Origin of the sequence: Niveispirillum sp. KHB5.9, from assembly GCF_048066115.1 — a bacterium.
Classification (GTDB): Bacteria; Pseudomonadota; Alphaproteobacteria; order Azospirillales; family Azospirillaceae; genus Niveispirillum.
This window is the reverse complement of sequence record NZ_JBLTYX010000009.1, coordinates 137,305-163,680: the sequence shown is the minus strand read 5'-3', so window position 1 is coordinate 163,680 and position 26,376 is coordinate 137,305. Positions and strand designations below refer to the sequence as shown.

The window sequence follows — 26,376 nt, the reverse complement described above, 5'->3', positions numbered from 1 at the left end:
CGCAAACAAAATCAATGGGTTGCGGGGTGACTTTCCGCATTTCCCGCAGACCGCCCGCCGCAATGAAATCAATGGGTTGCGAGGTGACTTTCCGCACTTCCCGCGGACCTTTCGTCCGGTTTCAGGGTGCACCATTGGGCACCTCAACAATCGATTTCTGACGGTGACGGTCTGGGCCGGGCACCTCTCCGATCCGGATCCTGCGAGCGTCGAAAAGGGTTCGCATAGCGGCGACAAAGTCCGCCTGCCGCAGCCCGCCGGCCTCTTTCATGGTTATGAAAATGCGCGGGGCGTATCGGGGCGAGTTGGCCGCGTCGGATACAGCGCGGCCTTGCCCAGCGGCCGCACGCAGGCAGGCCAGGAAGGCGTCTTCTGCGGCCCTGGCCCGTGCATCGTGGTCGAGCTTGTCGACAAAATCACCACCGCTGGGAATATCCGCAACGAACACGCCGTCTCGGTAGGTCAGCCGGATATCGCCAGCCAGGGCGGCATAGTTGGCCTTCTTCGAAGCCAAGATGCGGGCGTCTGAGTTCTGTGGAGCGCCTTCTTCCGCTGCCGGACGGGTGAGGTACAGACGGGATCGGACCACTGCATGCCAAGCGGTTGATCCAGACAGGCCGGATCCTTCCTGCTCTCCGGCCCTTGAGGGGTGGCCGCAGACAACTACGGCCGCACCCGTCGCCTTAGCCAATGCCCGCAACATCCCACCAAACCGATGTACCTCGGTTCGAGCATTTTCGTTGCCTGGAAAAAAATCGTAGAGGCTGTCCAAGACGATCAGTTCAGCGCCGAGCTGGCGGGCTCGCCGAAGGATTGAGCTGTAGAATGGCGTCGGATCCGCGCTTTCACCGTACTTGCCGAAAGTCAACAGAGCGTTGTCTTCGCCGACGCGAGACGCCAGGTCGAGGTGTTCCATATCGCCGAGGTCGACGCCATAAGCCGTAGCGATATCGTGAAGCCGACGTTGAAGTTCATCGCTTTCGTCCTCGCAAAACACACCCAACGTATTCACCCGGCGGCACTGGCGGCCGAGCCAGGGCATACCCAACGCTGCGCTTGCCAACAACTGGAGGACAATCAAGGTCTTGCCTTCACCGCCCCTACCGTTCACCGAAGTGACGTCACGCAAGGGGATCAGATCAGGGATCAGCCATTGCCGCTCGGGCACCGGCTTCCCGGCCCACGATGCGGCGCAGATGGTGTCCAGCTTCTCGACATAGCCCCCTGGGTTGGCGGGCCCGGGCGCCCTGTTCCAGCTCGCTGTCATGCCGCACCCCGCCATGTGATGGGGAGGTGCTGGGCAGTCTGGGCATGTCGTACCGCCAGATGTTCGGCCAAGTCCCGGGTCGCGGCTTCGATGCTCGGCACTCCGCCAAATTCATGGGCAGGGCATAGACGCCAATCCAGGACGACGGCACCTATCCCGCCGGCCTGCAACCACTCCAGCGGTGTGGCCAGCAGTTGGACCGGGGCGCCGTAGAGCCCGGCATCCTCGATGTGATCGGCCCCCAGCACGTAGGCCACTCCACGGTGCAGCCACCACTCGTCAGGCCGATCCAGGTAGAAGCCGACCAGATCGTCTATATGGATCCACCAGACGTCAGAGCGATCGCCAATTCCGATGGGCACGATTACAGCAGCTCGTCGACTTCCTGCCGGCAGCGCGCTGAACTCGAACAGCCCGGTGTTGGGGTCGACCTCGATGGCATGGGCCCCCCAGAGCGGGAGGCGATGCTTGTCATCAGTGTCAGCCTTCGGATGCTCGACGCCCAGCGCAGCAAGGGCCCCCATGTGGCGAGGGCCAACCCGCCGGCAACATCGAAGGAAGTCTCGTTCTATTTCGGGGAAGATCATTCGGCAGTCCCTCCCTGAAGGAAGGGGGCGGCGGTGGAGTACCCCCGCGACAGACCAAACCGATTAACCAAGAGGCGCGCGATTGCGCGTTGCGCAGCCTCGTTTATGTGGATAAAATGATCGCCTTCCTGCGCATCATTTTTATCCACCTTACCGCCGGCCAGGGCGGTGAGGTGGAGCGCATCCATCACGCAGCCTCGGCCGCGAGCGCGGCCAGGAAGTCCGCCGGCGGCGTCAAAATGATGGTGCGGCCGCCGAACTTCACCGAGCGGACACAACCCTCCTTCAGCAGATTGAAAACAGTCGAGCGGGAGAGCGAAGTGTCGGCCGCCCACTCAGCGACAGACCACCCGGATTTATGGGCCGTCGGGTTCTTGGTGCGCTTGGGTGCCGTTGGATTAAGCCGTGGCATTTGGACCATCCTGTGTACTGTGGACGGTCTTGAATTGTTCACATGCGCTTTGGCCGTGCTAAGTGCGCCCGGCCAACTATTTTTTGCCCCTCGCCCGCGGACCCGTACCGATCAACGCCTTCCGAATCGTCCTCTCGGTGCCATACAGCTCAGTGGCGCTTGCGATCTGGTCCGCGATGGCTGAATTTGTCAGGTGCGGATTCCGGCTGCGCTTATCAGCCGCAATTTGCTGAATTTGAGCATCCTTCTGCTGCCGTTGATGGTGTCGCTCTTGATTTTCTTGTTGGGCAGGCAGCGCAAGACTGTCAGCATTCTTCTTGCCGCGAAGGGCGTGGATCTCCCAATCCTGTTTTATCAACGCTTCTGTAAAAAGGCACCCCATCTGGAACGCAAATCGAGCGGCCTCGTCTGCATCTTCCCTTTCAATACTGTGCTTTATAACTTCATCCAGCTTCATGATTTGAAAAGCATAGTCTTGAGGCGACTGTTCAATCACACGATCCCTATCGTGTCCTGCCGAAACCGATCTCGCCTGTTCAACGACCTTCCAGGACACCATGCCATATTGGCCCCGTGCCGTTATGTCTGCGCTGATCGCGCCGAGGATACGTTTCAGTGCCGGGGCTAGATCCTGGCCAGAATGGACTGTCATTTCTTTCGCGGTGATTCCCGAGCCAACAATCTTCTTTTGCTTGGCCATGATTGCTCTCCGTCCAGCGAACCCTTCGGAATCCCTCATGCCCTCGCCACGAGCTTCACAACTCGGCCGGCCAGCGACGGTGCGCCCCGTTCAAGGAACTCGCGGCGCTTGGCGGCCAGCACCTTGCCGTAGGTCTTTTCAATCATGCGGATCGAAGTACCGCAGTTCTCGGCAATCACCGTCAGCGGCACACCTCCCTCAATGGCCCGCGAAATGTACGAGTGCCTGAGGGCATAAAAGGTGCCGTCAGGATCCAAGGCAGCGGCCAGCAACGCCGCTTTCATGGGCCTATGCTGGTGCGACTTTCCCCACCGCGCGCCGCCTGCGCGCGGGATCAGGGGTTCATCACCGTCCCGGCCGACGGTCGCTCCCTCGAAGAATTGCACGGCCTCCCGATGCAAGATAATGGCGCGGGCACCCGTCTTACCCTGTCGGATGGTCAGAACACCGCCGGCGGCATCGAAGTCCCGCACATCGGCACCCGCCAGTTCCCCATATCGGGCACCAGTCAAGAATCCGGCCCGGATCAGATCGGCAAATTCAGGGCTGGCCGCGTCGATCAGCTCCGCAACCTGTTCACCCGTCCAATGGACTTCACGCGGTGCCCCGACACGGGGGAAGGCCTTCACATGCCGCCATGCGGCATCGGACAGCCCGTGCGCCGCGTCGGCGGCAGCCAGGTTCAGGGCGGCCCGCAACATCGACAGGACGCGGTTTGCCGTATCCTTCGACCGACGCACCGTTTCCGTGTCCGGGCCCTTCCGTACCATGCCCGCCTGCCAACGCTCAATTTGCGTCTTGGTCAATTCCTTGACCAGCACACCGCCCAGCTTGGGCAGAACATGTTTCGCCAGCCGCTGGCGTGTGTCTCGTGCGGTCGCCGGGTTCTTGGTCTCCAGGCGCTCCAGATAGGTGTCAACGGCCGCTTTCACTGTCAACAACACGGGCGCTTCCGTGAAGCCCGCTGACGGCGCGGCCAAGGCCCTCGCACGATCCTGAGCCTCCCAGAAGGTCAGCACATTGACGCCGTCGGCATCTGCGAAATCGTCAGCGCTGCCCATGGCCTTCGTCTTGTATCCCCCAGCGCCGTCGGCAATCCGCATGACCCATGTGCCGGCGGTTGCGTTGCGCCTGTACCCCAAAGAAAGGCCGTCGCCGATCCGGACAAACACCGGCTTCTTGGATATCGGCAGCTTCAACCGCCCGGTGCGATTTTCCAGCTTGGGTGCCCGGATGCTGCGAGCCATCTTCACCCCCTGAATTCTGTCAGTGTCCAGTTAGTGTCCAGTTTATGGGGCGGGACACTGGTGGACGCGAGTGGATTATCGTAACGCTCATCTACATGAAAATCAAAGGACAATCAAAATTTTCATGGATGCGAGTGGACATTTTTAACCGCCCTCTCACGGCGGTAACAGGGGTTCGAATCCCCTTGGGGACGCCATGCTGCGCCAAATGACTAATTTCTTTAGAATTTTGGCAAGCTCTTTGGTCAATGTGCCATTGGCTTATGATCCGCTAAATACCAGAAAGATGCTCACTTAGTCTGCGCAAGTCCGTGTGCTGAGTCCCTTTGTCAAGTCAATGGGCGAGCTTTTGACCCGTTCACTAGGTCGAAACTCTGCTTCATCAAGGATGGGGTTGCTGCATTGTGGGCAAGTGAAGCATTACATGATTTATATTATGCTGTAAAAAAAATGCTTCATTCTGGTGTGCGGGAAAATAAGATAAAAATCAATTTAACGTGCATAAATTTTCTATATATTCATGACTTGAATGAATATCTTTCCGTCATTTGGGCCGATCTGAATTCCATTAAAAGGTGGTAACCCCATGGCTTGACGCATAGGGCTAAAATCCACATTCAAGCCTCCTGCCCGCATGACTTCCACCATCTGCCCACAAAATTGAAATGTGCGGACAGTAGAGTCAAATCTATCAACAACAAATTTGGCATCTTGGCCATATAGGTGAATTATTTCTTTCAAATTTTCCTGTGTGAAAATTGGAATTGGGGGCTCTTGATTCATTTGTAATACTTGATATGCGGTTATTCCGCCCTGCTGATTGTGGCTTGTGACGTTGATGATAGGGCCTGTGCCACCTTCATATTTGCTCATGATGTTCTCCTTCAGCCAGTAAATTTCACAAATGCTCCAACAATTGCACCCAAGCCACCGACTAGGGCAGCAACCGCTGTAAACCGCTTCCAGAAAGTCTCACTGTTAGTCTTTTCAACCGGTGTATCATTTGCCGTATTCTGAGGTCCAGTAACCGTGTGTGCAGTTATCCCACCGGTCTGATTATGTGATGTAACATTTACTATCCTGTCATTCATGATCGATCCTCCTCCTTGCTCAAAAGAAAATGAAAAGCCTTAAAAAAAGCAGATGAACAACAGGGCGTTCTTTATCTAATTCATGCTATTGAGAACAGGAATGGGACCTTATCCCTAATAAGCTTTGGGCAGCCGAGGCTACCCGATAGCTCATACCGCGCGCGACGGCTGCCACTTGCTGCGAGCGCGGCCTTGCTGTTTCACCGCATCCAGGAAGGCGCGTTCCGTCTGCGCCGTGATCTCTTCCCCACGTCCGGCCGCGATATCAGCCTCGGCGGCGTCCAGGGAGGCCCGCAGGTCGGTGAGGGTCGCCTGCCGGTCGGTCCAGGCATCGCCGCTTCCTGCACGACATCGTCCAGGCTGCGCCCCTGCTGCGCCGCCAGGGCGGTGAGCCGTGCTTCCTGTTCGCGTGTCAGATGTATTTCCATGGGCCGATTGTCCGGCGCCAGGGTGGGAAAGTCAAGGCGGGGGCCGGAACCTCACACCCCGCCCAGCACCCCGGTCCGGTACAAGGTCACCGGCAACCCGCCATGCGAAATGGGCGGCAGGGTCGGCAGGAAAGGCAGTTCCGTGACCTTGGCCAGCGCCGCCTCGTTGGTGATCACGCCCACGCGCCAGCCCTTGAAGCGGTTCAGCATGGTTTTGCCGAAGGCGCCGTAGAGGCCGTAGAGCTGGCGGGTGTCGCCGATGCGGCCGCCATAGGGGGGGTTGACGATCACCAGGCCGGGCGGGCCCTCGGGCGGTTCCAGGTCGCTGATGGCGTGGGCGCGGAAGGTCGTGATGGCGCCGACGCCGGCGCGGTCGGCATTGGCCTGGCTCATCTTCACCGCACCGGCGTCGCGGTCGCTGCCGTAGAAGCGCAGGGCCGTGTCGGTGGGGGTGGCGGTGCCGCGCATGGCGTTCCAGGCGGCGGCGTCGAAATTGGCCAGGCTTTCGAAGGCGAAGGGGCGGGCGCGGCCGGGCTTCAGGCCGGCGGCGATCTCGGCGGCTTCGATCACGAAGGTGCCGGAGCCGCACATCGGGTCGACCACGGGTTCGGTACCGGTGTAGCCGCACTGGCGCAGGAACATGGCGGCCAGGTTCTCGCGCATCGGCGCCTTGTTCACCGCCTCCTTGTAGCCGCGCTTGTGCAGCGCCTCGCCCGACGTGTCGATGGAGAAGGTGCAGAGATCGTCATCGATGCGCGCCTTGACCACCAGGGCGGCATCCTTGGTGACGGGTGCCCCCAGCTCCTCGGCGATGGCCTTGGAGATGCGCTGGGCGGCGGCACCGGCATGATAGATGCGGGATTTGTTGCAGCTGGCTTCCACCTGCACCGGCACATCCGTGCGCAGGAAATCGCCCCAAGGGAATTTGCGGGCGCGCTTGTCCAACTGCGCCAGATGCATGGCGCGGAAGGAGCCGATGCGGGCCAGGACGCGGGCGCCGCCGCGCAGTTCCAGATTGGCGCGCCAGACCTCGGACCAAGGGCCGCGCGTGGTCACCCCACCCTTGGCGGGTTTGGGATCGGCGAAACCCTTCTCCTGCATCTCCGCACACAGCGCGGGTTCCAGGCCGGGGGTGGTCACCACATAGATTTCAAGATCGTCGGGCTTTTCCATGGCGCCTTCATATCCCGCCTGTCCCGTGGGCGGCGAGCCCCTTTTTCGACGGGCGGGGTGCTTGCCAAAGGAAAGGCCCCGTCGCGGGTGCGGCGGGGCCTTGGGGCTACTCACGCCAAGGACTTATCATGCCGCGCGGATGCCGGACAGGAAACCCTCGATCCTGCCGCTCAGGGTCGTGGCGCTGCGCGACAGTTCGCCGGATGCGCCCAGCACGCTACCCGCGGCCTCGCCGGTCTTCTGCGCGCCGCTGCTGACATGGGCCAGGCCTTCGGACACGGACTGCGACCCCTCCGCCGCCTGCTGCACATTGCGGGCGATCTCGGCGGTGGCGACACCCTGTTCCTCCACCGCGGCCGCGATGGTCGTGGCGATCTCGCTGACGCGCTCGATGGTCTGGCCGACACCGGACATGGCCTGGACGACGGCGTTGGTGGCCGTCTGGATGGCCTGCACCTGGGCGGCGATGTCCTGGGTGGCGGTCGCCGTCTGGTTGGCCAGGCTCTTCACCTCCGAGGCGACGACGGCGAAGCCCTTGCCGGCCTCCCCGGCGCGGGCCGCCTCGATCGTGGCGTTGAGCGCCAGCAGGTTGGTCTGGCCGGCGATCTGCTGGATCAGGTCCACCACATCGCCGATGCGCTGAGCCGCGTCGGCCAGGCCACGGACGGTGGTGTCGGCGCGCGACACCTCGCCGACGGCCGAGCGGGCGATGGCGGCACTCTCGCTGACCTGACGGCCGATCTCGTGGCTGGAGGAGGCCAGCTCCTCCGCCGCGGCCGCCACGGTCTGGACATTGGCGGAGGTCTGGTCCGATGCCGCGGCCGAGGTCGCCAGCTGCTCGCTGGTGCTGGACGCGATGCCGGACATGGCCTGGGCGGTATTGTCCAGGTCGGTTGCGGCATGGCCGACGCCGGTCAGAACCTCGGCCACCTGCCGCTCGAACTGGGCGATCAGCGCGTCGACACGGGCGACCCGCTTCTCACGGGTCTGCCGCTCCGTCTCCGCCGCCTCCTCCAGGCGCTGGCGATCCAGGGCGCCTTCACGGAACACGGCCAGGCCGCGGGCGATGTCACCCACCTCGTCCGTGCGGCCGGCGCCGGGTATGTCCACGGCCAGGTCGTTGGCGGCCATGCGGCCGATGATGGCGGTCAGGCCGTTCAGGGGCAGCACCACCCGGCGGGTGAAGAAGATGCCCAGCCCCGCCACGCCGCCGGCGATGGCCAGCGTCAGCAGGACGGCGATGATCAGGTTGGCGCGGGCCGACGCGATATCATTGGACAGCAGCACGCCGGCTTCTTCCAGGGCGGCGTCGCGGATGGTCATGATGCTTTGCAGATAGGTGGTCTGCTGCTTGCGGAAGGCGATCATGTCCAGCGTCTGCCTGCCATCGGCGCGGGCCGCGGCATCCACCTGCTTGTACAGCGCCTGGGCCTGGGTGAAGTACAGGTCGGTCACCTTGGCCAGCGACGCGGACAGGGCATCGGGATTTTTCACCTGCGTGGCCTGCACCTGCAGACGGCGTCACAATTCCTCGATACGGGCGGACAGGTCGGCCAGACGTTCCAGCGTGACCGGCGCCGCCGTCGCGCTGTTGCCCACGACATTGGTGATGGCCAGGCCCTTGTTGCCGGCCGCCGAGCGCAGGTCCATGGCCAGGCGCGCGGTGGAGATGTAATCACCGGCATTGGGGCTGAGAGTGGCAGTCTCGGTTTCCAGCCGGTCCAGCAGCGGGGTGAGGCCGCCGATCATCTTGGCGGCATTGGCGGCGTAGTCCTTGACGAAGGCGGCGTCGCGCTCGGCCTTGGGCTTGGCCATCTGGGCCCGCGCCTGGTTGCGCAGGGTGATGATGTTCTGCTTCACCTGCGCATAGACTTCATTCAGTTCCTGGCCGTTGTCCAGGCCGGACAGTCTGGTCTCGATATCCTTCAAGCCGGCATCTGCCCGGGGGCTCAGCGTCGCCAGCTCCGTGGTCACGGCATCCGGGGTCGGCAATTCGGACTGCATCGCCACGTTCAGGGGGCCGCGTTCAAGGGTGAACGCCTCCATGGCGCGCGCGATGGTCGCCAGCGCTTCCAGTTTCACCTTTGCGTCCGAGGCGTTTCCCAGGCGGGTCACCTGGGCGGCAACCAGGTACAGCCCCATCGCCACGGCAATAGCACCGGCGGCAGAAAGGCAAAGAATGAATAAAGATTTAATACGCATCACATCCCCCGTCATCGAGGCGGGTGGAATTATCATAGAATTATTTACCGTTAATGAATGATCATGCCTTACTGAAACGTAAGGTTAAGTTTTTGACTGGCTGAAAAACGCCATTTCCATCGCATTATTATAAAATTTTATATTTTACCTGAAGGGTCGGGCGGCTGTCTTGGGCTGTGAGGTCGCGCACAAAAGAAAGCCCCGCCATCCGGGGATGGCGGGGTTCCCAAATCCGGGACGGACCCGACCGATCAGCGGGTCGCGGTGGCCGTGCTGGTGGCCGTGCTGGCCGGCGGGCCGCTCTCATCATCGCCACCACCCACGGTGGCGGCGATCACACCGGCGGCCGCAACGGCGGCGACACCGGCCAGCGGGATCAGGTTGCCCGAGCCGAAGAAGGAAGCCTTGTTGGCGCCAGCGGCGGCACCGGTGACGCGCGGGGCATCGGCGGTGGGAGCCGGGGCCGGGGTCGTCGCGGCGGGCGTCTGCTGTGCGAAGGCGGTTGCGGGGGCGGCGACCAATGCCGCGGACAGCAACAGACTAGCAGTGAAACGGGTCATGTTCTCAAATCCATATCGTCGAAAGGCGCCCCTGGGCCGTAACTTAGCGTTCCGTCCAGCCAAGGGGAAGGGGAAAGCCCGTGGCAATTCAACGGGTCGGATATGCGGGGCTGAACAGACAGGGAAAGCTTTTGCTTGTGCCTCAAGCGCCGGCGCTGCGGCGGAAACGTTTACCTCGTCATCCCGGTGGCAGACCATAGGCGCTGACTCAAGACCAGGAACACCCCTTTCCGTCATCCCGGCGTTCGCCGGGATGACCAAGGGAGAGGAGAGGATAAACATTGATATCGGCCGGGGGCACCGATCAGGCCGGAACAGCGGCCAGACGGTTGCAGACATTGGCCACCAGGATCTGGCGGGCGCGTTCGACGATGTCGTCCATGCTGGGCGTGCGGACGAACATGTTGCTGGCCCGCTGGCGCAGTTCCTCGGTCGTCGGCAGGTGCGGCAAGTGGATATTGGCGACCAGCGCCTCCACCCGGACCTTGGCGTTTTCGCGCGCCTGACGCACGCGTTCCTCGATCTCCGCCAGTGTGGGGGTCTGGGCCAGCGCCTCGCGCACCTGGGCGGTCAGCTTTTCCACCTGGAAGCTGGCGGCCAACTGCGCGGCCGCCGCCTCGATCACCTTGGTGCCCAGGCGCTGTTCATTGCGGACCACCGATGCCGGCGGCTCGTGCACGTCCCAGACCAGGCCCACGGCCTGCATGGCCTTGATGATGTAGTAGGATGTGTCGATCTCCCACCAGCGGAAGCCCTGGCGGGCCGAGGACTGGTAGTGGTGATGGTTGTTGTGCCAGCCCTCGCCCATGGTGGCAATGGCGAGCGCCCAGTTGTTGCGGCTGTCATCGCCCGTCAGATAGCGCGGGCGGCCCAGCACATGGGCCAGCGAATTGATGCAGAAGGTGGCGTGGTACAGAGCCACCGTGCTCCAGATGAAGCCGACGACCAGGCCGGACCAGCCGAACAAAGCCCAGGTGGCGAAGCCCAGCAGCACCGGCGGCACATAGTAATATTTGTCCAGCCAGACCAGTTCCGGGAACTTGGTCAGGTCGCCGATGCCCTTGTAATCGGCGCCATTATGCTTTTCCGTGAAGATCCAGCCCAGATGGGCATAGAAGAAGCCCTTGTGGCGCGGCGAGTGCACGTCATGTTCGGTATCGGAATATTTGTGGTGATGGCGGTGCGTGGCCGCCCACCACAGCGCCCCGCGCTGTGCCGAGGAGGTGGCCAGGAAGGCCAGCAGGAACTGCATGATCCGCCCGGTCTTGTAGGAGCGGTGGGAGAAATAGCGGTGATAGCCACCCGTGATGCCGAACATGCGCGCGCCATACAGCACCAGCGCCAGCACCACATCCTGCCACGCCACCCCCGTCCAGATGGCGCCCAGGCAGGCGATATGGACCAGGATGAAGGGGATCATGGTGCCATACTGGATCTTCTCATCCGCCGGAATGGCGTGAGCGTCAGCGGCGGGGCGCGCGGAAGGATCGCGTCCGGTTTCGGTGGGCGAGGTCACTGGCCGTGGACTCCATACGAAAGCAATAGCCCACCCTATCATGAAACCCCATCGGGGAGGGTGGGCAAATTCGCGCGGGCAAGGCGTCCGATCCCCTTTTGATGTGGTTCATCCGGTCATCTTGTCAATGAAACGGGCCTGTATCCGCCCGTGAACTATTTGTGCAATGCGAGATTCTGTTTCGCAATGCACGGAAATTTGAACGATCTTAGTTTTCTGTTTACCATTCCGCTCATTGTCATTGCCCGGTTCGGGCGTAACGAAAATGACCATGGCCGGGAGGATCCAACGCATGACCCAGGAGACCACGCCCCCCACCAACAAGACCGACAAGGCCAGCCGCCGACGTTTCATCGCCGGGCTGGGTGGGGCCACCGCCGGGGTGGCGGCCGGCAGCATCGCCATGCCCAACGTATCGCGGGCCCAGACCACCACCCTGCGGTTCCAATCCACCTGGCCGGCGCGCGACATCTTCCATGAATTCGCCGGCGATTATGCCAAAACGGTCAACGAGTTGGCGGGCGGGCGGCTGAAGCTGGAGCTGCTGCCGTCGGGGGCGGTGGTGGGCGCGTTGCAATTGCAGGACGCGGTGATTGCCGGCGCCCTGGATGGCGGGCACGGGGTCACGGCCTATTGGTATGGCAAGAACCCCGCCTTCTCTCTGTTCGGGACGCCGCCGGCGCTGGGCTGGAAGGCCAACCATATGCTGGGCTGGGTCAAATATGGCGGCGGCCAGGCGCTTTATGACGAGCTGGTGCGCGATGTGCTGAAGCTGGATCTGGTCGGCTTCCTGACCGGGCCGATGCCCAGCCAGCCGCTGGGCTGGTTCAAGAAGGAGATATCGAGCCCCGACGATATGCGCGGCCTGAAATACCGCACGGTGGGGCTGGGTGCCGACCTGAACAAGGAAATGGGCGTGGCCGTCACCATCATGGGGGCGGGGGACATCGTGCCGGCACTGGATCGCGGCCTGCTGGACGGTGCGGAGTTCAATAATCCGTCATCCGACAAGGCCCTGGGGTTCCAGGATGTCACCAAGACCTACATGGTCGGCAGCTACCACCAGTCGGCGGAGATGTTCGAGATCATCTTCAACAAGAAGAAGTTCGACAGCCTGCCCAAGGAATTGCAGACGGTGCTGCGCGTCGCATCGGAAAGTGCGTCGGCCGACATGTCCTGGAAGGCCATGGACCGTTATTCCAAGGATCTGGAAGCGCTGAAGGCGGCCGGGGTCAAGGTGGTGAAGACGCCGGACAGCGTTTTGCTGGCGCAGCTGGCGGCCTGGGACAAGGTCATCGCCGCCAAATCGGCCGATCCCTTCTTCAAGAAGGTGCTGGACAGCCAGAAGGATTGGGCCAGGCGGGTGCTGGGTTTCGAGGCCGAGTATGAGGTGCGCACCGACCTTGCCTATAAGCATTTCTTCGGGTGACGGGCGGGGGCCTTGCACGGCCCCCTGACCTTTCCGTGACGCTCCATCACCCAAGGAGTGCCCATGTCCCTACTGCTTTTCATCGATAGGATCAGCACCTGGGTCGGCAAGGCCTTTTCCTGGTGCATCCTGGGCCTGACCTTCGTGATCGGGTTCGAAGTGTTCATGCGCTATGTGCTGCGGTCCCCGACCAGCTGGGCCTATGACACGTCCTACATCCTCTATGGCACGCTGTTCATCATGTGCGGGGCCTATCTCTTGGCACGCAACGGGCATGTGCGCGGCGATTTCCTCTACCGGCTGTGGCCGGTGAAGGTGCAGGCCGGTGTCGATCTGGTGCTGTACCTGATCTTCTTCCTGCCGGCGGCATTGACCCTGATCTATTCCGGCTATGATTTCGCCCGGCTGTCCTGGGTGATGAACGAGCATAGTTCCTTCACGCCCGACGGCCCGCCCATCTATCCGTTCAAGGCCCTGCTGCCCATCGCCGGCGTGCTGCTGCTGTTGCAGGGGCTGGCGGAAATCGGGCGCTGCGTCATGGCGCTGCGAACCGGGGAATGGCCGGCCCGTCTGCATGATGTGGAGGAGCTGGAGCAGGTAATGCTGCGTGAGCATGCCGAACAGGAGGCCGGCAAATGAGCGATCCCGCCGTCGGCATGCTGATGCTGGTCAGCTTCATCTTCGCCATCCTGCTGGGCTTCCCCATCGCCTTCACCCTGATCGCGCTGTCGGTGATGTTCGGCTTTTACGCCGTGGGGGACACGATCTTCCCGCTGCTGGTGCAGCGGGCCTATGGGGTGATGGCCAATGACGTGCTGATCTCCGTGCCACTGTTCCTGTTCATGGGCTACATGATCGAGCGGTCGAACATCCTGGACCGGCTGTTCCTGTCGATCCAGCTGGCGCTGCGCCGCATTCCGGGGTCGCTGGGCGTGGCCACCTTGTTCACCTGCGCCCTGTTCGCCACGGCGACGGGGATCGTGGGGGCGGTCGTCACCCTGATGGGGGTGCTGGCCCTGCCGGCCATGCTGAAGGCGCATTATGACAAGCGGCTGGCATCGGGCCTGATCGCGGCGGGCGGGTGCCTGGGGATCCTGATCCCGCCCTCGATCATGCTGATCCTTTACGGCGCCATGGCGGGCGAGTCGGTGGTGCGGCTTTATGCTGGTGCCCTGCTGCCCGGCCTGATGCTGGCCGGCATGTATATCGTCTATGTGATCGGCGTCAGCATCGTGAAGCCTGAGCTGGCGCCGCGCCTGCCCAAGGAGCGGCTGGAGGGGGTGAGTGCCGGACAGGTGGCGTGGATGCTGCTGACCTCCTTCCTGCCGCTGACCGTTCTGGTTCTGTCGGTGCTGGGCGCCATCCTGGCCGGGGTGGCGACGCCATCGGAGGCGGCGGCAATCGGGGCCATCGGCTCGCTGGTGCTGGCGGTTGCCTATCGCGCCTTCACCTGGGACAAGCTGAAGGAGGCGGTGTTCCTGACCGGCCGGGCGTCGGCCATGGTCTGCTGGCTGTTCGTGGGGTCCTATATCTTCGCGTCGGTCTTCGCGCTGCTGGGTGGGCACCATGTGGTGGAGGGCTGGTTCAACGCCATGGACCTGGAGCCGTGGCAGTTCCTGCTGCTGACCCAGATCATCATCTTCCTGCTGGGCTGGCCGCTGGAATGGACGGAGATCATCGTGATCTTCGTGCCGATCTTCCTGCCGCTGCTGGATAATTACGGCATCGACCCGGTGTTCTTCGGGGTGCTGGTGGCGCTGAACATCCAGACCAGCTTCCTGTCCCCGCCCATGGCCATGTCGGCCTTCTATCTGAAGGGGGTGGCGCCCAAGGGCATCGAACTCAGCCATATCTTCCGGGGCATGGTGCCCTTCATGTGCATCGTGCTGCTGTCGCTGTTCGTGCTGTACCAGTTCCCGGAACTGGCGCTGTGGCTGCCGTCGGTGATTTATGGGTGAGGATTGATTTGTGGGGGTGGGTCAAGGAGAGCGTTCAGGACCTCGTCTGCCGGGTCCATCCGGGCGCTCTCCAATGCTGCCTTCAGGTGATCCGGCAGTTCGGAAGGATGGTAGGCGACAGTATCGGGTGGGTCGGGAGCTTCAATCATGATGTTCCTCCTCCATTACCCCGCCTTCATCAGCCCATGCCCGCCCAGCGGCAGCGTTTCCGACCGGCTGTCGAAACCGGCGATCAGGGGGCGGGCCTTGGCGATGGCGGCCTGTACGGCGGGCAGTTTCAGGCTGCCGGCATGGCTGTCCTTATTGTCCCAGGCCTCGGTGATCCACAGGGCGTCCGGGTTGGTCGGGTCGGCGGCGATGATGTAGGACAGGCAGCCCGGCATGGACCCGGTGCCCTCCAGCAGGATGGCGGCCAGCGCGTCGCGCTTGCCCGGTGCCGCGATCATGCGGCCGATCAGTCCGTACATGGTTTTCCCCTCGCTCCCAGCGGCTTTTGTCGCGGCGCTGCCCGCCAGGAACAGTGCCGATCCCGTCGCCATCACCTGTCGGCGGGTCAATTCAGGCGTCGTTTCCAACGGATCCATGGGCATCCCCTTCCGTGCCGGCAAATCATAGTGTACTTGTTTTGTTCGCGCCAGGGCCGCATTTCATGCTTGGCGGGACGGGCGGCAGCGCCCATGTTTGCGCCCAATGTTCCGTAACCGGGATCGCATCATGACCCTTCGCCGGCTTGGCCGCACCGACCTTTCCGTACCATCCCTCTGCCTGGGCACCATGACGTGGGGCCGGCAGAACAGCCCCGAAGAGGCGTTCGCCCAGATGGACATGGCGCTGGACCATGGGTTGTTCTTCTGGGACACGGCGGAGATGTATTCCGCCCCGCCGACGCCGGCCACCTATGGCCGGACGGAGGAGATCATCGGCGACTGGTTCGCCCGCACCGGCCGGCGCAACGAGGTGCTGCTGGCCAGCAAGGTGGTGGGTGATGGCAGCGGCATGGATTATCTGCGCGGCGGCAAGGCGCGGGCCGACGCCAAGAATATTGCCGCGGCCGTTGATGCGAGCCTGAGGCGCCTGCGCACCGACCATATCGACCTGTACCAGCTGCATTGGCCCGACCGGCAGGCCGACCGTTTCGGCCGCGCCGTCGCCAACCCGTCGGCCCAGCCGGGCGAGGTGGCGATCGAGGAGACGCTGGCCGCCTTCGCCGACCTGATCAAGGCCGGCAAGGTCCGCCATGTCGGCGTGTCGAACGAGACGCCCTGGGGCACCATGCGCTATGTGGCGGCGGCCGATCATCTGGGCCTGCCGCGCATCGCCAGCATCCAGAACCCCTACAGCCTGCTGAACCGCAGTTTCGAGATGGGCCTGTCGGAAGTGGCGCTGCGCGAGGATGTGTCGATGCTGGCCTATTCGCCGCTGGCGGCCGGCACCCTGACGGGCAAGTATCTGGATGGCGCGATGCCGGCCAATGCGCGGCGTGCCTTCGATCATCGCAAGTCGCGTTACGACCTGCCGCGCGGGGATGCGGCGACGCGCGATTATCTGGCGGTCGCGGCGGCGCATGGGCTGGACCCGGCGGCGATGGCCATCGCCTTCGTTGTCTCCCGTCCCTTCGTGACCAGCACGATCATCGGCGCCACCACCATGGATCATCTGCGCATCGCCATCGAGGCGGGGGCGCTGACCCTGTCGGATGCGGTACTGGCCGATCTGGACGCCGTGCACGCCGCCAATCCCAACCCCTGCCTGTGACGTTGCCATGCTGCGCCTGTTCATCGGGATACCCATGCCGGAGATGGTGACGGAGCGGCTGTCCGGGCTGGCATCGGGCCTGCCCGGTGCGCGCTGGGTGCCGCCGGAGAATTACCACCTGACCCTGCGCTTCCTGGGCGAGTTGGACGAGGGCACGGCCCATGATGTGGACGAGGCGCTGGACCTGGTCACGGGGCCGGCCTTTCCATTGACGCTGTCGGGGCTGGGGTCGTTCGGGAAGGGTCACAAGCAGCATGCGCTGTGGGCCGGACTGGCGGAGAGCGAGCCGCTGCGCCACCTGCAGGCCAAGATCGAATCCGGTCTGGTCCGCGCCGGCCTGCCCGTGGAGGAACGCAAGTTCAGCCCGCATGTGACGCTGGCCTATCTGAAGGAGACGCCGGCGGAGAAGCTGGCCAATTACATGGGTGCGAATGGCATGTTCCAGGCCGGGCCGTTCATGGTGGACCGCTATTGCCTGTATGAAAGCGTGCTGGGCAAGTCGGGGGCGACGTACCACGTTTTGCAGGAATATCCGTTGGGCGGGTGGGTGCCGTGATACTCACAATGCCACTTCACAGAATGCTTTTGGGGTGAGGATACGAGTGCGCCCGACATGTCCGTGCCGCAGCAGACCGGCCCGGCGGTCACCCGTTACCAGATAGTCTGCCCCAGCGGCCAAGACCATGGTGACCAGATAGGCATCGTGGGGGTCTTGCACATTGATGTCATCGGGCAGGGGCGGCAGGGTATCCAGAACCAGGGCACGCTGCATGTTGTTGATCATGGCGCCGACCCTGTGCGGCTGAAGGATAGCTTTCAGTTTGGGGTATCGGCTGGCCCGTCTTACCTCATCCAACTGGATATCCGATGTGACCAGACTGAATCTGGCGGCACGCCAAGCACGGTAAATCATATCGGGTGCGCCGCCGGTAGACAGCAAGGCGCTGAGCAATACGTTGGTATCCAGAACGACGCGCATCAGCGCGACCGAGCCCAATCGACCGCTTCAGCCACGTAATCCGCCAGCTCGTCTTCCGTCAGGTTGGCGTTGGTTGCTTTGGCCTGCTCTGCCGAAAGCTCCAGAATATGGGCGCGAACCGCCTCTTCGATGAAGCGTGACAGGTCACCTTTGCGACCGCCCCCCTGGGTGGCCAGAAACAGGCGGACGGCCTGATCCGTATCCGGCGACACGGCGATGTTCCAGCGTACATTGCTCATGACATTCCCCATGATCGGCACATAGGTGTTTATACACCGATCATGGGGAATGTGCGAGGACGCATCAAACTCCGGCCAACCCCCGCGCCGTTTCCAGCAGTGCGTCCACGGAAGCTTCTTCGCTGTTCCAGGCGGTGACGAGGCGGACGATGTTGCCGTCCCAGCGGTAGAAGCCGAAGCCGGCGGCTTCCAGTCCGGCGATCACCGGTTCGGGCAGGGCCACGAACAGCTCGTTGGCGTCGACGGGATGGGCCAGGGCGGCACCGGGCAGGTCCGTCAGCCCTTCGGCCAGGCGGGTCGCCATGCGGTTGGCATGGCCGGCCAGGCGCAGCCACAGGCCGTCATCCAGATAGGCGTCGAGCTGTGCCGACAGGAAGCGCATCTTGGAGAACAGGTGGGCGGCGCGTTTGCGGCGGTAACCGAAATTCTCCGACAGTTCGCGGTCGAAGAACACCACCGCTTCCGCGCCCAAGGCGCCGTTCTTGGTGGCGCCGAAGGACAGCACATCCACGCCGGCCCTCCAGGTGATATCGGCCGGCGCGCAGCCCAGCGAGGCCACGGCATTGGCGAAGCGCGCCCCATCCATATGGGTGCGCATGCCATGATGCCGGGCGATGGCGGTCAGGGCGGACACCTCGTCGGGCGTGTAGATGGTGCCGGCTTCCGTCGCCTGGGTCAGGGACAGGGAAGCCGGCTGTACCGCATGGACGAAGCCCTTGTGCACCTTGTCCAGGGCGGATGACAGTGTGTCGGGGGCGATCTTGCCATGGTCGCCGGCCAGGGGGACCAGCTTGGCCCCGCCGGTGAAATTCTCCGGCGCGCCGCATTCATCCATCTGGATATGGGCTTCGGCATGGCAATAGATGCTGCCCCAGGGCGGGGTCAGTGCCGCCAGGGCCAGGGCGTTGGCGGCGGTGCCCGTGGCCACGGGGAACACGGCCACATCGCGTTCGAACAGGGTCGACAGCCGGTCGGTCAGGCGCCGGGTCCAGTCATCGGCACCATAGGAGGGGGCGGTACCGTCATTGGCGGCGATCAGGGCGGCCAGGATTTCCGGCGCCGCACCCGTCACATTATCGGACATGAAATTCATTTAACGTCCCTTTGGCCTGGGAATGCGCTTCAATGTGACCCGGATCACGGCGCGGAGGTCACAAGGACCGCATGTTCGCCCGTGGACGGGTCGATGAGCAGCACCTGGGTGCGTCCATCGGCCAGCTTCACCTGCACGGCGATGCGGCCCCCCACGGTCGTGATGCCGGGCAGCAGCACCGCCCCCGGCGGCAAGCTCACCGTCTCCTGCGGCATCGGCGCCTTCACGGCCGCCGGCGGGGCAGGGGGAACGGGCGGAGTGGGTGCGGCGGGTGGCGTCGTCGGCGCCTCTGACCGGAAGCGGGCCGCAAACGTGCGCGGATGATTGGGGTCCGTGGAGCGTTTATAGACTTCATAGCCCAGGAACGCGAACCCGGCCGCGATGATCACGGCCCCGATGATAAGGATGTTCTTCAGTGCCTGCACGTTCGGCAAATCCCCAGTTGAAGGCCACCGGCCGGACGGAAACCCCGCCCGCCGGCCTGGAATTCGACCTGGATGACGATCTGTGCGACGAGGAATTCCTGCCCGCCGCCGAGGCTGCCACCGGTCTTGAACCCGCCGACCACAAGGCCATCATTGGCACCCATGACGGCGACCGGCTGGACAAGGCGCTGGCGGAACTGCTGGCCGCTGCCGGCCTGTCGCGGTCCCGCCTGCGCGCCCTGATCGACCAGGGGCATGTCACCGCAGGTGGCGTGACCATAGACGACGCGTCCCGCCGGGTCAAAGCCGGCCAGACCTATGATGTGCATGTTCCGGCCAGCGCCCCGGCCCTGCCGGTGGCGCAGGACATTGCGCTGACCATCATCCATGAGGATGCTGACCTGCTGGTCATCGACAAGCCGGCGGGCATGGTGGTGCATCCCGCCGCCGGCAATCATGACGGGACCCTTGTCAATGCCCTGCTGCACCATTGCGGCGACAGCCTGTCGGGCATCGGCGGCGTGCGCCGGCCGGGCATCGTCCACCGGCTGGACAAGGACACGTCCGGCCTGATGGTGGTGGCCAAGAATGACCGGGCGCATCAGGCGCTGTCGGCGCAGTTCGCCGACCGGTCGCTGTCGCGCACCTATCAGGCCGTGGTCTGGGCCGTTCCCAACCCGCGTGCCGGGGAGATCAACGCCAATATCGGCCGTCACCCCAGCGATCGCAAGCGCATGGCCGTGCTGGACCGGGGCGGCAAGGTGGCGATTACCCGCTATACGACCCTGCGCCCGCTGGGGCCGGCGGCGGCGCTGATCGAATGCAAGCTGCTGACCGGCCGTACCCACCAGATCCGGGTGCACATGACCCATGCGGGCCATCCGCTGGTCGGCGACCCGGTCTATGGCCGGGTGCGCCCCGGCAAGACGCGTGGGCTGTCGGATGCTGCCAAACAGGCGCTGGAGGGGTTTCCGCGTCAGGCGCTGCACGCGGCCGCCATCGAATTCATCCATCCGGCCACCGGGACGAAGGTTCGTTTCGAAACTGTGTTACCGGATGATTTCAAGGGCTTAATCCATGCGCTGGAGGTGCTATAATGCATCCGCGCATGACATCCGGGCCGACTATGGACGGACGCCAGGCGTGTCCGTTCAGGACCGGTTGGTCCCGGACTCCATCAACGTTGCCGGTGCCATTTGGGCCGATGACGCAGACCAGCCTTATGCAAGGGGGTTAACATGACCGCTTCCGTACCCGCCATTCCCGCCGTCAGCTCCGAAAGCAGCCTCAGCCGCTATCTCCAGGAAATCCGCAAGTTCCCCATGCTGGAGCCGGGTGAGGAGTATATGCTGGCCAAGAGCTGGCGCGAGCATGAGGACAAGCAGGCCGCCCACAGGCTGGTGACCAGCCATCTGCGCCTCGTGGCGAAGATCGCCATGGGCTATCGCGGCTATGGCCTGCCCGTGTCCGAACTGATTTCCGAAGGCAATGTCGGCATGATGCAGGCCGTCAAGCGGTTCGAGCCCGATCGCGGCTTCCGCCTGGCCACCTATGCCATGTGGTGGATCAGGGCCGCCATCCAGGAATATATCCTGCACAGCTGGTCGCTGGTGAAGATGGGCACCACGGCGGCGCAGAAGAAGCTGTTCTTCAATCTGCGCAAGCTGAAGGGCCAGATGCAGGCCATCGATGATGGCGACCTGTCGCCGGAAGTGGTGACCAAGATCGCCACCACGCTGGACGTGCCGGAGGCCGATGTCGTCTCCATGAACCAGCGCCTGGCCGCGGCCGACCATTCGCTCAATGCGCCGCTGCGCATCGACGGGGAAGGGGAGTGGCAGGATTGGCTGGTCGATGAGCGCGAGAGCCAGGAAATCCGTCTGGGCGAGGAGCAGGAGCTGGGCAAGCGCAAGGCCCTGCTGGCCAATGCCATGAAGGGGCTGAACGAGCGCGAGCGCCATATCCTGGTCGAACGCCGCCTGCGCGAGGAGCCGACGACGCTGGAGGACCTGTCGCAGCATTACGGCATCAGCCGCGAGCGCGTGCGCCAGATCGAGGTGCGGGCGTTCGAGAAGCTGCAAAAGGCCATCAAGTCGGCGGCGGTGCAGCAGCAGTTGGCTTGATCAGGGGGGCACCCGCGAAACGCTTGGGCTGTGAGGTTTCTGACAATCTCCACCGTCATCCCGGCGAAAGCCGGGACCCAGGCGTAGAGCGGCGTCTGCCGCGACATGAGTCATATCGGCGCTGACCGCGCCTTACGCTGGGCCCCGGCTTCCGCCGGGGTGACGGTAGAAGAGGTGGCGCCGAAGGTGCCCAGAACTTCCTCTACCCCGCCACCCGTTCCAGCGCCATCTCCTCCCCCTCGCGGTCGAGATGGCGGGGCAGGGTCAGGGTGAAGCAGGTGCCTTCACCTTCCACCGAGGTCACGGTGATGGTGCCGCGCAGGGACTGCGTCACCAGATTATAGACGATATGCAGCCCCAGGCCGGAGCCGCCACGCGCACGGTTGGTGGTGAAGAACGGTTCGAACAGCCGGCCCAGATGGTCGGGGCCGACGCCCCTGCCATCATCGCTGAAGCGCAGTTCCACCTGATCGGCGGGCAGTTCGCGGGCCTGGATGGTGATCGTGCCCGCCTGTCCCGGCCTGAACGCATGGATCAGGGCGTTGATCACCAGATTGGTCAGCACCTGGAACAGGGCGCCGGGATAGCTGTCCATATGGATGCCGGACGGGCAATCGACACGGATGCGGTGCGGTTCGCCGCGCAGGCGTGGTGCCAGACTTTGCAGCACCTCATCGATATAGGAACCCAGCAGGAAGTCGCGGCGTTCGGCACTGGCCTGATCCACCGCCACGCGCTTGAAGCTCTGCACCAGTTCGGTGGCGCGGCTGACATTGGTGTGGACCAGCCGGGCGCTGTCGCGCAGCGTTTCCTGATAATCGGCCAGCTGGGTGCGGGTCAACTTGCCGCTGGCCACCGCCTTGTCCAGGGCCACCACCCCATCCTCCAGATGGGTGATGGCGGTCAGTGCGATGCCGATGGGGGTGTTCAGTTCATGCGCCACCCCGGCCACCAGCCCGCCCAGGCTGGCCAGCTTTTCCGCCTGGGTCAGGCTGTCGCGGGTTTCCACCAGCTGGCTCTGCGCGTCCTGAAGCTCCCGCACCTTGCGGGCCAGTTCGTCGCGCTGGGTGGCGATGATCGCCTCGCGCCGCCACAGCTCGTCATTGGCATCCTCCAGCCGTGCATGTTCGGCTGCCAGCTGGCGCAGGCGGCTGAATTCGGCACGGCGCAGGTTGGCCAGCTGATAGGCGGTAAAGGCACCGAAGACATTGGCCAGGACATGCATGACGCTGGCCGTCTGGATCTGGCTCTGCGTCGCATCGGTGTGCGGCATGACCAGGAACAGATAGACGGCACTGGCTGTCAGACCCCAGGGCAGCATCAGCACCATGCGCGTCGGCACGAACAGATAATTCATCAGGACGATGATCATGATGAAGAAGCTGATCGTCAGCCCGACCTGCACCCCCACCACCTGCAAGGCAGAGAGCGAGGTGGTGCCCCAGATATAAGTGAGCAGCGCCAGCACCAGCCCCTGACGCAGGGGCACCAGCGATGTCCGCACAGGCACCATCATGGCGGCGATGATCAGGACATAGGCGCCGGCACGCAGCGGCATCAGAAAGCTGAAGATGACATCGGGCGGGAAATAGACGAAATCCAGCGCCATGGGCATCAGATAGAACAGGCCAAGCGCCAGCAGGTTGCGGCGCAACCCACGCGCTTCCGCGTCCAGCATATGCTGGCGGAAATCCTGTTCCATCGCCCTATCGGCGAATTCCCCGAATCTCAGCATCAGAGCGGAGCGTCCTTCCCCCTTGGCCGCGACGCGACGCGCATTTTGCGCATGCCGCATTCTAGGCAAGAAGGTCGTGGACGGCAATAGAACTGCAACCGGTGGCCGGCGGTGGCAAGCTTCTTACCCGCACCGGCTCTGGCTTCGCTCAATAGGCGTATTCCCCATAGGCGGGATCGACGGAGCCCGCCCATGCACTGTTGTACTTGTCCAGCATCTCGGTCGACAGCGACCGGCCCGACTCCGCGATGGCGACCAGCGGTTCGATGAAGTGTGTCTCATCATCGCCCATGCCGGCGGTGCGGGCGCGGGTGCGCAGGCCTTCCCGCGCGATATCGACGACGCGGCGGGCCACATCCTGCACCGTGCCATCCTGGAAGGGCGTGGCCAGGCCCAGGCGCGGCACGTCGCGGCGCAGGGTGGCGCGGTCTTCCTGCGTCCAGCCCTTGACCAGATCCCAGGCGGCATCCAGCGCCGTGCCGTCATAAAGCAGGCCGACCCACAGGGCGGGCAGGGCGCAGAGGCGGCCCCAGGGACCGGCATCGGCCCCGCGCATTTCCAGATACTTCTTCAGCCGCACTTCCGGGAACATGGTCGTCATATGGTCCGACCAGTCGGTCATCAGCGGCAATTCGCCGGGCAGGATCGACAGCTTGCCATCCAGATAGTCGCGGAAGGACAGGCCCGAGGCGTCCAGATACTTGCCGTCGCGATAGACGAAATACATCGGCACATCGAGGGCGTAATCCACGTACCGCTCGAACCCGAACCCATCCTCGAACACGAAGGGCAGGTCGCCGGTGCGGTCCTTGTCCGTGTCGGTCCAGATATGGGAACGGAAGCTCTGGAACCCGTTGGGCTTGCCTTCGGTGAAGGGACTGGCCGCGAACAGGGCGGTGGCGATGGGCTGCAGGGCCAGCGATACCCGGAACTTCTTCACCATGTCGGCTTCGGACGCGAAATCCAGGTTGACCTGCACCGTACAGGTACGGGTCATCATGTCCAGGCCCAGGGTGCCGACCTTGGGCATGTAGTCGCCCATGATCTTGTAGCGGCCCTTGGGCATCCAGGGGATGTCCGAGCGCTTCCATTTCGGGTTGAAGCCCATGCCCAGCATGCCGAAGCCCAGATCCTGGCCGATGGCGCGGACCTGGGACAGATGGGTGCCGACCTCCCCGCAGGTCTGATGGATGCTCATCAAGGGCGCGCCGGACAGTTCGAACTGCCCACCCGGTTCCAGGCTGATATTGGCCATGCCCTGGGTCAGGGCGATGACATTGTCGCCCTCATAGACCGGCTCCCAGCCGAATCGCTTCTGGAACTCGCCCAGGATCTCGCCGATCCCGCCGGGGCCTTCATAGGGGACGGGGGCGTGGTCGGGGCCGCGGAAGACGAATTTCTCGTGCTCTGTGCCGATGCGCCAGTCGGCGGCCGGCTTGTTGCCCTTTTCCAGATACTCGACCAGCTGCCGGCGGTCGGTGATCGGTTCGCCGCGCGACGTCGGAGGTGCGGACATTCTAGATGTTCCTTAGACGATAAGGACGTTGTGGAAACGGCGGGGCGGAAGAAGTTCAGACACGATTTGGCGGGCGCGCATCGCCGCCGCCGCACCGCCAGTCGCCCCCGGCCGCCTGCCAGACGGCAAGGGCGGAAAAGGCGGCCGTGTCGGCGCGCAGCACGCGCGGGCCCAGACCCACGCTTACCACAAAGGGCAGGCGGCGCAGGGCGTCAAGTTCTTGTCGATCAAATCCCCCCTCCGGACCCACAAGGAATGCGACGGGCTTCCCCGCCGCCGCTGTGACGGCGGTCACCAGCGGCTGCGCGTCCCCGCTCTCCGCGGCAACGAACAGGGTGCGGCCGGGTTCCCAGCTGGAGAGAAGCTTTTGCAGATCGATCCCGTCGGCAATGTCCGGCGCGTCCAGCCGTTCGCACTGTTCGGCGGCTTCCAGGGCATTGGCGCGCAGCCGGTCCAGGTTGACGCGGGTCACATCGCCCCGGCGGGTATAGACGGGGACCAGACGGCCCACGCCCAGTTCCACCGCCTTTTCCACCACATATTCGGTGCGCCCGCCCTTCAGCGGCGCGAACAGCAGCCAGGGGGCGGGCGGTGCATCGGCGGCGGGGGCACGGGTCTGCTGTTCCAGGCGCAGAGTGCCGTTGGATTTGGACAGGGTCTCGATGCGGGCCAGATATTCGCCATCGCGGCCGTTGAAGGCCAGCACCCCATCGCCCGGCCCCTGGCGCAGCACGGCGCGCAGATAATGCGCCCGGTCGCCATCCAGCGCCGCCACGCCGCCTTCACCCAGCGGCTGGTCGATATAGAGGCGGGTGCGGGGAAGGGCGTCGGCTGCCATGTTCATTCCGGGGTAATCTCAACGACAGGAATAGGCTTTTACGATGGAAACTCCAAGCCCCGCGCAATAAACGCATCGCCAGCCCTGCGTCCGCCGCACGGAACGTAGTCAGGCGGCTGCCTTGATTTGGCCTTTGGCGCCCACTAAGGTGCATCGCACTGTAACTTGCGTGTGAAGTCAAAGGACCATGGCGGCGAAAGAACCCCTCTCCTTCCAGGGCGTTATCCTGACCCTGCAGAATTTCTGGGCGGCCCAGGGCTGTCTGGTCCTGCAGCCTTACGACATGGAAGTGGGTGCGGGCACGTTCCACCCGGCCACCACCTTGCGCGCGCTGGGCCCCGATGCCTGGAACGCCGCCTATGTGCAGCCGTCCCGCCGTCCCAAGGATGGGCGCTATGGCGAGAACCCCAACCGGCTGCAGCATTATTACCAGTTCCAGGTGATCATGAAGCCGTCGCCGGCGAACATCCAGGACCTGTATTTGCAGTCGCTGGTGGCGCTGGGCATCGATCCCGCCCTGCACGATATCCGCTTTGTCGAGGATGACTGGGAAAGCCCGACGCTGGGCGCCTGGGGCCTGGGCTGGGAGGTCTGGTGCGACGGGATGGAGGTGACGCAGTTCACCTATTTCCAGCAGGTCGGCGGCATCGAATGCAGCCCCATCGCGTCGGAACTGACCTATGGCCTGGAACGTCTGGCCATGTATATCCAGGGCGTGGAAAACGTCTATGACCTGCGTTTCAACGATCCGGTGGGCGATCGCCCGGCCGTGAAATATGGCGAGGTGTTCCACCGCGCCGAGCAGGAATATTCCGCCCATAATTTCGAATTCGCGGATACGGCGATGCTGCTCCAGCATTTCCAGAACGCGGAAAAGGAATGCGCGGCCCTGCTGTCGCACAACCTGGCCCTGCCGGCCTATGACCAGTGCATCAAGGCCAGCCACCTGTTCAACCTGCTGGATGCGCGCGGGGTCATTTCGGTGGTGGAACGGCAGAGCTATATCCTGCGGGTCCGCACGCTTGCCAAGGCTTGTTGCGAGGCGTGGCTGGAAGATGGCTACCGTAAGGGCAAGGCCGCTTGAGCCCGATTATTCCGTTATC

28 protein-coding genes are annotated in these 26,376 nt (G+C 63.6%); 8 read left to right on the top strand and 20 right to left on the bottom strand.

From position 1 onward, the window contains the following. Positions 1–121: 121 nt before the first annotated feature. The 12 genes from ACM9HJ_RS16605 to ACM9HJ_RS16550 all read right to left on the bottom strand — a co-directional run bounded on the left by ACM9HJ_RS16605 (position 122) and on the right by ACM9HJ_RS16550 (position 11,183). Entirely contained in the window at positions 122–1,267 is a 1,146-nt protein-coding gene (locus ACM9HJ_RS16605; RefSeq protein ID WP_416572866.1) for an AAA family ATPase, read from the bottom strand. Further along, positions 1,264–1,854 carry a hypothetical protein gene (locus ACM9HJ_RS16600; protein WP_416572865.1) on the bottom strand — a complete coding sequence of 197 codons (591 nt, stop codon included), beginning with the start codon at positions 1,852–1,854 and terminating at the stop codon, positions 1,264–1,266. The genes ACM9HJ_RS16605 and ACM9HJ_RS16600 overlap by 4 nt, the downstream gene beginning before the upstream one ends. Continuing rightward, positions 1,851–2,042, bottom strand: coding sequence for a hypothetical protein (locus ACM9HJ_RS16595; protein ID WP_416572864.1), 192 nt, complete (start codon positions 2,040–2,042; stop codon positions 1,851–1,853). The genes ACM9HJ_RS16600 and ACM9HJ_RS16595 overlap by 4 nt, the downstream gene beginning before the upstream one ends. Beyond that, a complete protein-coding gene (locus tag ACM9HJ_RS16590) occupies positions 2,042–2,266 on the bottom strand; it encodes a hypothetical protein (RefSeq protein WP_416572863.1) in 225 nt (74 codons plus the stop codon). Before ACM9HJ_RS16590 ends, ACM9HJ_RS16595 begins: the two co-directional genes overlap by 1 nt. A gap of 76 nt (positions 2,267–2,342) precedes the next feature. Continuing rightward, complete coding sequence (locus ACM9HJ_RS16585) at positions 2,343–2,966, bottom strand: hypothetical protein (protein ID WP_416572862.1); 624 nt, start codon at positions 2,964–2,966, stop codon at positions 2,343–2,345. A gap of 35 nt (positions 2,967–3,001) precedes the next feature. Continuing rightward, positions 3,002–4,213, bottom strand: coding sequence for a tyrosine-type recombinase/integrase (locus ACM9HJ_RS16580; protein ID WP_416572861.1), 1,212 nt, complete (start codon positions 4,211–4,213; stop codon positions 3,002–3,004). A gap of 510 nt (positions 4,214–4,723) precedes the next feature. Continuing rightward, entirely contained in the window at positions 4,724–5,086 is a 363-nt protein-coding gene (locus ACM9HJ_RS16575; RefSeq protein WP_416572860.1) for a hypothetical protein, read from the bottom strand. Positions 5,087–5,783: 697 nt separating this feature from the next. Then, positions 5,784–6,905 carry a THUMP domain-containing class I SAM-dependent RNA methyltransferase gene (locus ACM9HJ_RS16570; protein ID WP_416572859.1) on the bottom strand — a complete coding sequence of 374 codons (1,122 nt, stop codon included), beginning with the start codon at positions 6,903–6,905 and terminating at the stop codon, positions 5,784–5,786. A gap of 126 nt (positions 6,906–7,031) precedes the next feature. Beyond that, entirely contained in the window at positions 7,032–8,399 is a 1,368-nt protein-coding gene (locus ACM9HJ_RS16565; protein ID WP_416572858.1) for a methyl-accepting chemotaxis protein, read from the bottom strand. A gap of 27 nt (positions 8,400–8,426) precedes the next feature. Beyond that, the gene (locus ACM9HJ_RS16560; RefSeq protein ID WP_416572857.1) at positions 8,427–9,053 is read right to left on the bottom strand and encodes a hypothetical protein; all 627 of its coding nucleotides are present in this window, start codon (positions 9,051–9,053) and stop codon (positions 8,427–8,429) included. Positions 9,054–9,358: 305 nt separating this feature from the next. Beyond that, the gene (locus tag ACM9HJ_RS16555; RefSeq protein WP_416572856.1) at positions 9,359–9,667 is read right to left on the bottom strand and encodes a hypothetical protein; all 309 of its coding nucleotides are present in this window, start codon (positions 9,665–9,667) and stop codon (positions 9,359–9,361) included. Between the two features lie 304 nt (positions 9,668–9,971). After that, complete coding sequence (locus tag ACM9HJ_RS16550; RefSeq protein ID WP_416572855.1) at positions 9,972–11,183, bottom strand: acyl-CoA desaturase; 1,212 nt, start codon at positions 11,181–11,183, stop codon at positions 9,972–9,974. A 292-nt stretch (positions 11,184–11,475) separates the two neighbouring features. Here ACM9HJ_RS16550 and ACM9HJ_RS16545 point away from each other — a divergent pair, with 292 nt between their 5' ends. The 3 genes from ACM9HJ_RS16545 to ACM9HJ_RS16535 all read left to right on the top strand — a co-directional run bounded on the left by ACM9HJ_RS16545 (position 11,476) and on the right by ACM9HJ_RS16535 (position 14,570). Then, on the top strand, positions 11,476–12,612 hold the full coding sequence (locus tag ACM9HJ_RS16545) for a TRAP transporter substrate-binding protein (protein ID WP_416572854.1): 1,137 nt from the start codon (positions 11,476–11,478) through the stop codon (positions 12,610–12,612). A 63-nt stretch (positions 12,613–12,675) separates the two neighbouring features. Beyond that, a complete protein-coding gene (locus ACM9HJ_RS16540) occupies positions 12,676–13,251 on the top strand; it encodes a TRAP transporter small permease subunit (protein WP_416572853.1) in 576 nt (191 codons plus the stop codon). Continuing rightward, positions 13,248–14,570: a TRAP transporter large permease gene (locus tag ACM9HJ_RS16535; protein WP_416572852.1), complete on the top strand. Its 1,323-nt coding sequence runs from the start codon at positions 13,248–13,250 to the stop codon at positions 14,568–14,570. The genes ACM9HJ_RS16540 and ACM9HJ_RS16535 overlap by 4 nt, the downstream gene beginning before the upstream one ends. 164 nt (positions 14,571–14,734) lie before the next feature. On the opposite strand, the gene ACM9HJ_RS16530 is transcribed toward ACM9HJ_RS16535, so the two are convergent. Beyond that, positions 14,735–15,154: a putative quinol monooxygenase gene (locus ACM9HJ_RS16530; protein ID WP_416572851.1), complete on the bottom strand. Its 420-nt coding sequence runs from the start codon at positions 15,152–15,154 to the stop codon at positions 14,735–14,737. A gap of 130 nt (positions 15,155–15,284) precedes the next feature. On the opposite strand from ACM9HJ_RS16530, the gene ACM9HJ_RS16525 reads away from it, so the two are divergent. Continuing rightward, a complete protein-coding gene (locus tag ACM9HJ_RS16525) occupies positions 15,285–16,325 on the top strand; it encodes an aldo/keto reductase (protein WP_416572850.1) in 1,041 nt (346 codons plus the stop codon). Positions 16,326–16,332: 7 nt separating this feature from the next. Continuing rightward, positions 16,333–16,881, top strand: coding sequence for an RNA 2',3'-cyclic phosphodiesterase (gene thpR, locus ACM9HJ_RS16520; protein ID WP_416572849.1), 549 nt, complete (start codon positions 16,333–16,335; stop codon positions 16,879–16,881). A 3-nt stretch (positions 16,882–16,884) separates the two neighbouring features. Here thpR and ACM9HJ_RS16515 read toward each other — a convergent pair whose 3' ends face one another. The 4 genes from ACM9HJ_RS16515 to ACM9HJ_RS16500 all read right to left on the bottom strand — a co-directional run bounded on the left by ACM9HJ_RS16515 (position 16,885) and on the right by ACM9HJ_RS16500 (position 19,061). Continuing rightward, the gene (locus tag ACM9HJ_RS16515) at positions 16,885–17,304 is read right to left on the bottom strand and encodes a putative toxin-antitoxin system toxin component, PIN family (protein ID WP_416572848.1); all 420 of its coding nucleotides are present in this window, start codon (positions 17,302–17,304) and stop codon (positions 16,885–16,887) included. Then, the gene (locus tag ACM9HJ_RS16510) at positions 17,304–17,543 is read right to left on the bottom strand and encodes a ribbon-helix-helix domain-containing protein (RefSeq protein ID WP_416572847.1); all 240 of its coding nucleotides are present in this window, start codon (positions 17,541–17,543) and stop codon (positions 17,304–17,306) included. The genes ACM9HJ_RS16515 and ACM9HJ_RS16510 overlap by 1 nt, the downstream gene beginning before the upstream one ends. Before the next feature lie 64 nt (positions 17,544–17,607). Further along, positions 17,608–18,636, bottom strand: coding sequence for a threonine aldolase family protein (locus tag ACM9HJ_RS16505; protein ID WP_416572846.1), 1,029 nt, complete (start codon positions 18,634–18,636; stop codon positions 17,608–17,610). Positions 18,637–18,680: 44 nt separating this feature from the next. Then, a complete protein-coding gene (locus ACM9HJ_RS16500; RefSeq protein WP_416572845.1) occupies positions 18,681–19,061 on the bottom strand; it encodes a hypothetical protein in 381 nt (126 codons plus the stop codon). On the opposite strand from ACM9HJ_RS16500, the gene ACM9HJ_RS16495 reads away from it, so the two are divergent. Then, positions 19,052–20,158, top strand: a complete 1,107-nt coding sequence (locus tag ACM9HJ_RS16495) for an RluA family pseudouridine synthase (RefSeq protein WP_416572844.1) — start codon at positions 19,052–19,054, stop codon at positions 20,156–20,158. The genes ACM9HJ_RS16500 and ACM9HJ_RS16495 overlap by 10 nt on opposite strands. Positions 20,159–20,299: 141 nt before the next feature. Beyond that, positions 20,300–21,184, top strand: coding sequence for an RNA polymerase sigma factor RpoH (gene rpoH / locus ACM9HJ_RS16490; RefSeq protein ID WP_416572843.1), 885 nt, complete (start codon positions 20,300–20,302; stop codon positions 21,182–21,184). A gap of 202 nt (positions 21,185–21,386) precedes the next feature. On the opposite strand, the gene ACM9HJ_RS16485 is transcribed toward rpoH, so the two are convergent. The 3 genes from ACM9HJ_RS16485 to ACM9HJ_RS16475 form a co-directional block, all read right to left on the bottom strand. Then, positions 21,387–22,919, bottom strand: a complete 1,533-nt coding sequence (locus ACM9HJ_RS16485) for a sensor histidine kinase (protein WP_416572842.1) — start codon at positions 22,917–22,919, stop codon at positions 21,387–21,389. Positions 22,920–23,067: 148 nt separating this feature from the next. Further along, entirely contained in the window at positions 23,068–24,435 is a 1,368-nt protein-coding gene (locus ACM9HJ_RS16480) for a glutamate--cysteine ligase (protein ID WP_416572841.1), read from the bottom strand. A gap of 55 nt (positions 24,436–24,490) precedes the next feature. Continuing rightward, complete coding sequence (locus tag ACM9HJ_RS16475; RefSeq protein ID WP_416572840.1) at positions 24,491–25,273, bottom strand: 16S rRNA (uracil(1498)-N(3))-methyltransferase; 783 nt, start codon at positions 25,271–25,273, stop codon at positions 24,491–24,493. A gap of 187 nt (positions 25,274–25,460) precedes the next feature. Between ACM9HJ_RS16475 and ACM9HJ_RS16470 the strand changes: the two genes are divergently transcribed. After that, entirely contained in the window at positions 25,461–26,357 is an 897-nt protein-coding gene (locus tag ACM9HJ_RS16470) for a glycine--tRNA ligase subunit alpha (protein WP_416572839.1), read from the top strand. Positions 26,358–26,376: the final 19 nt, after the last annotated feature.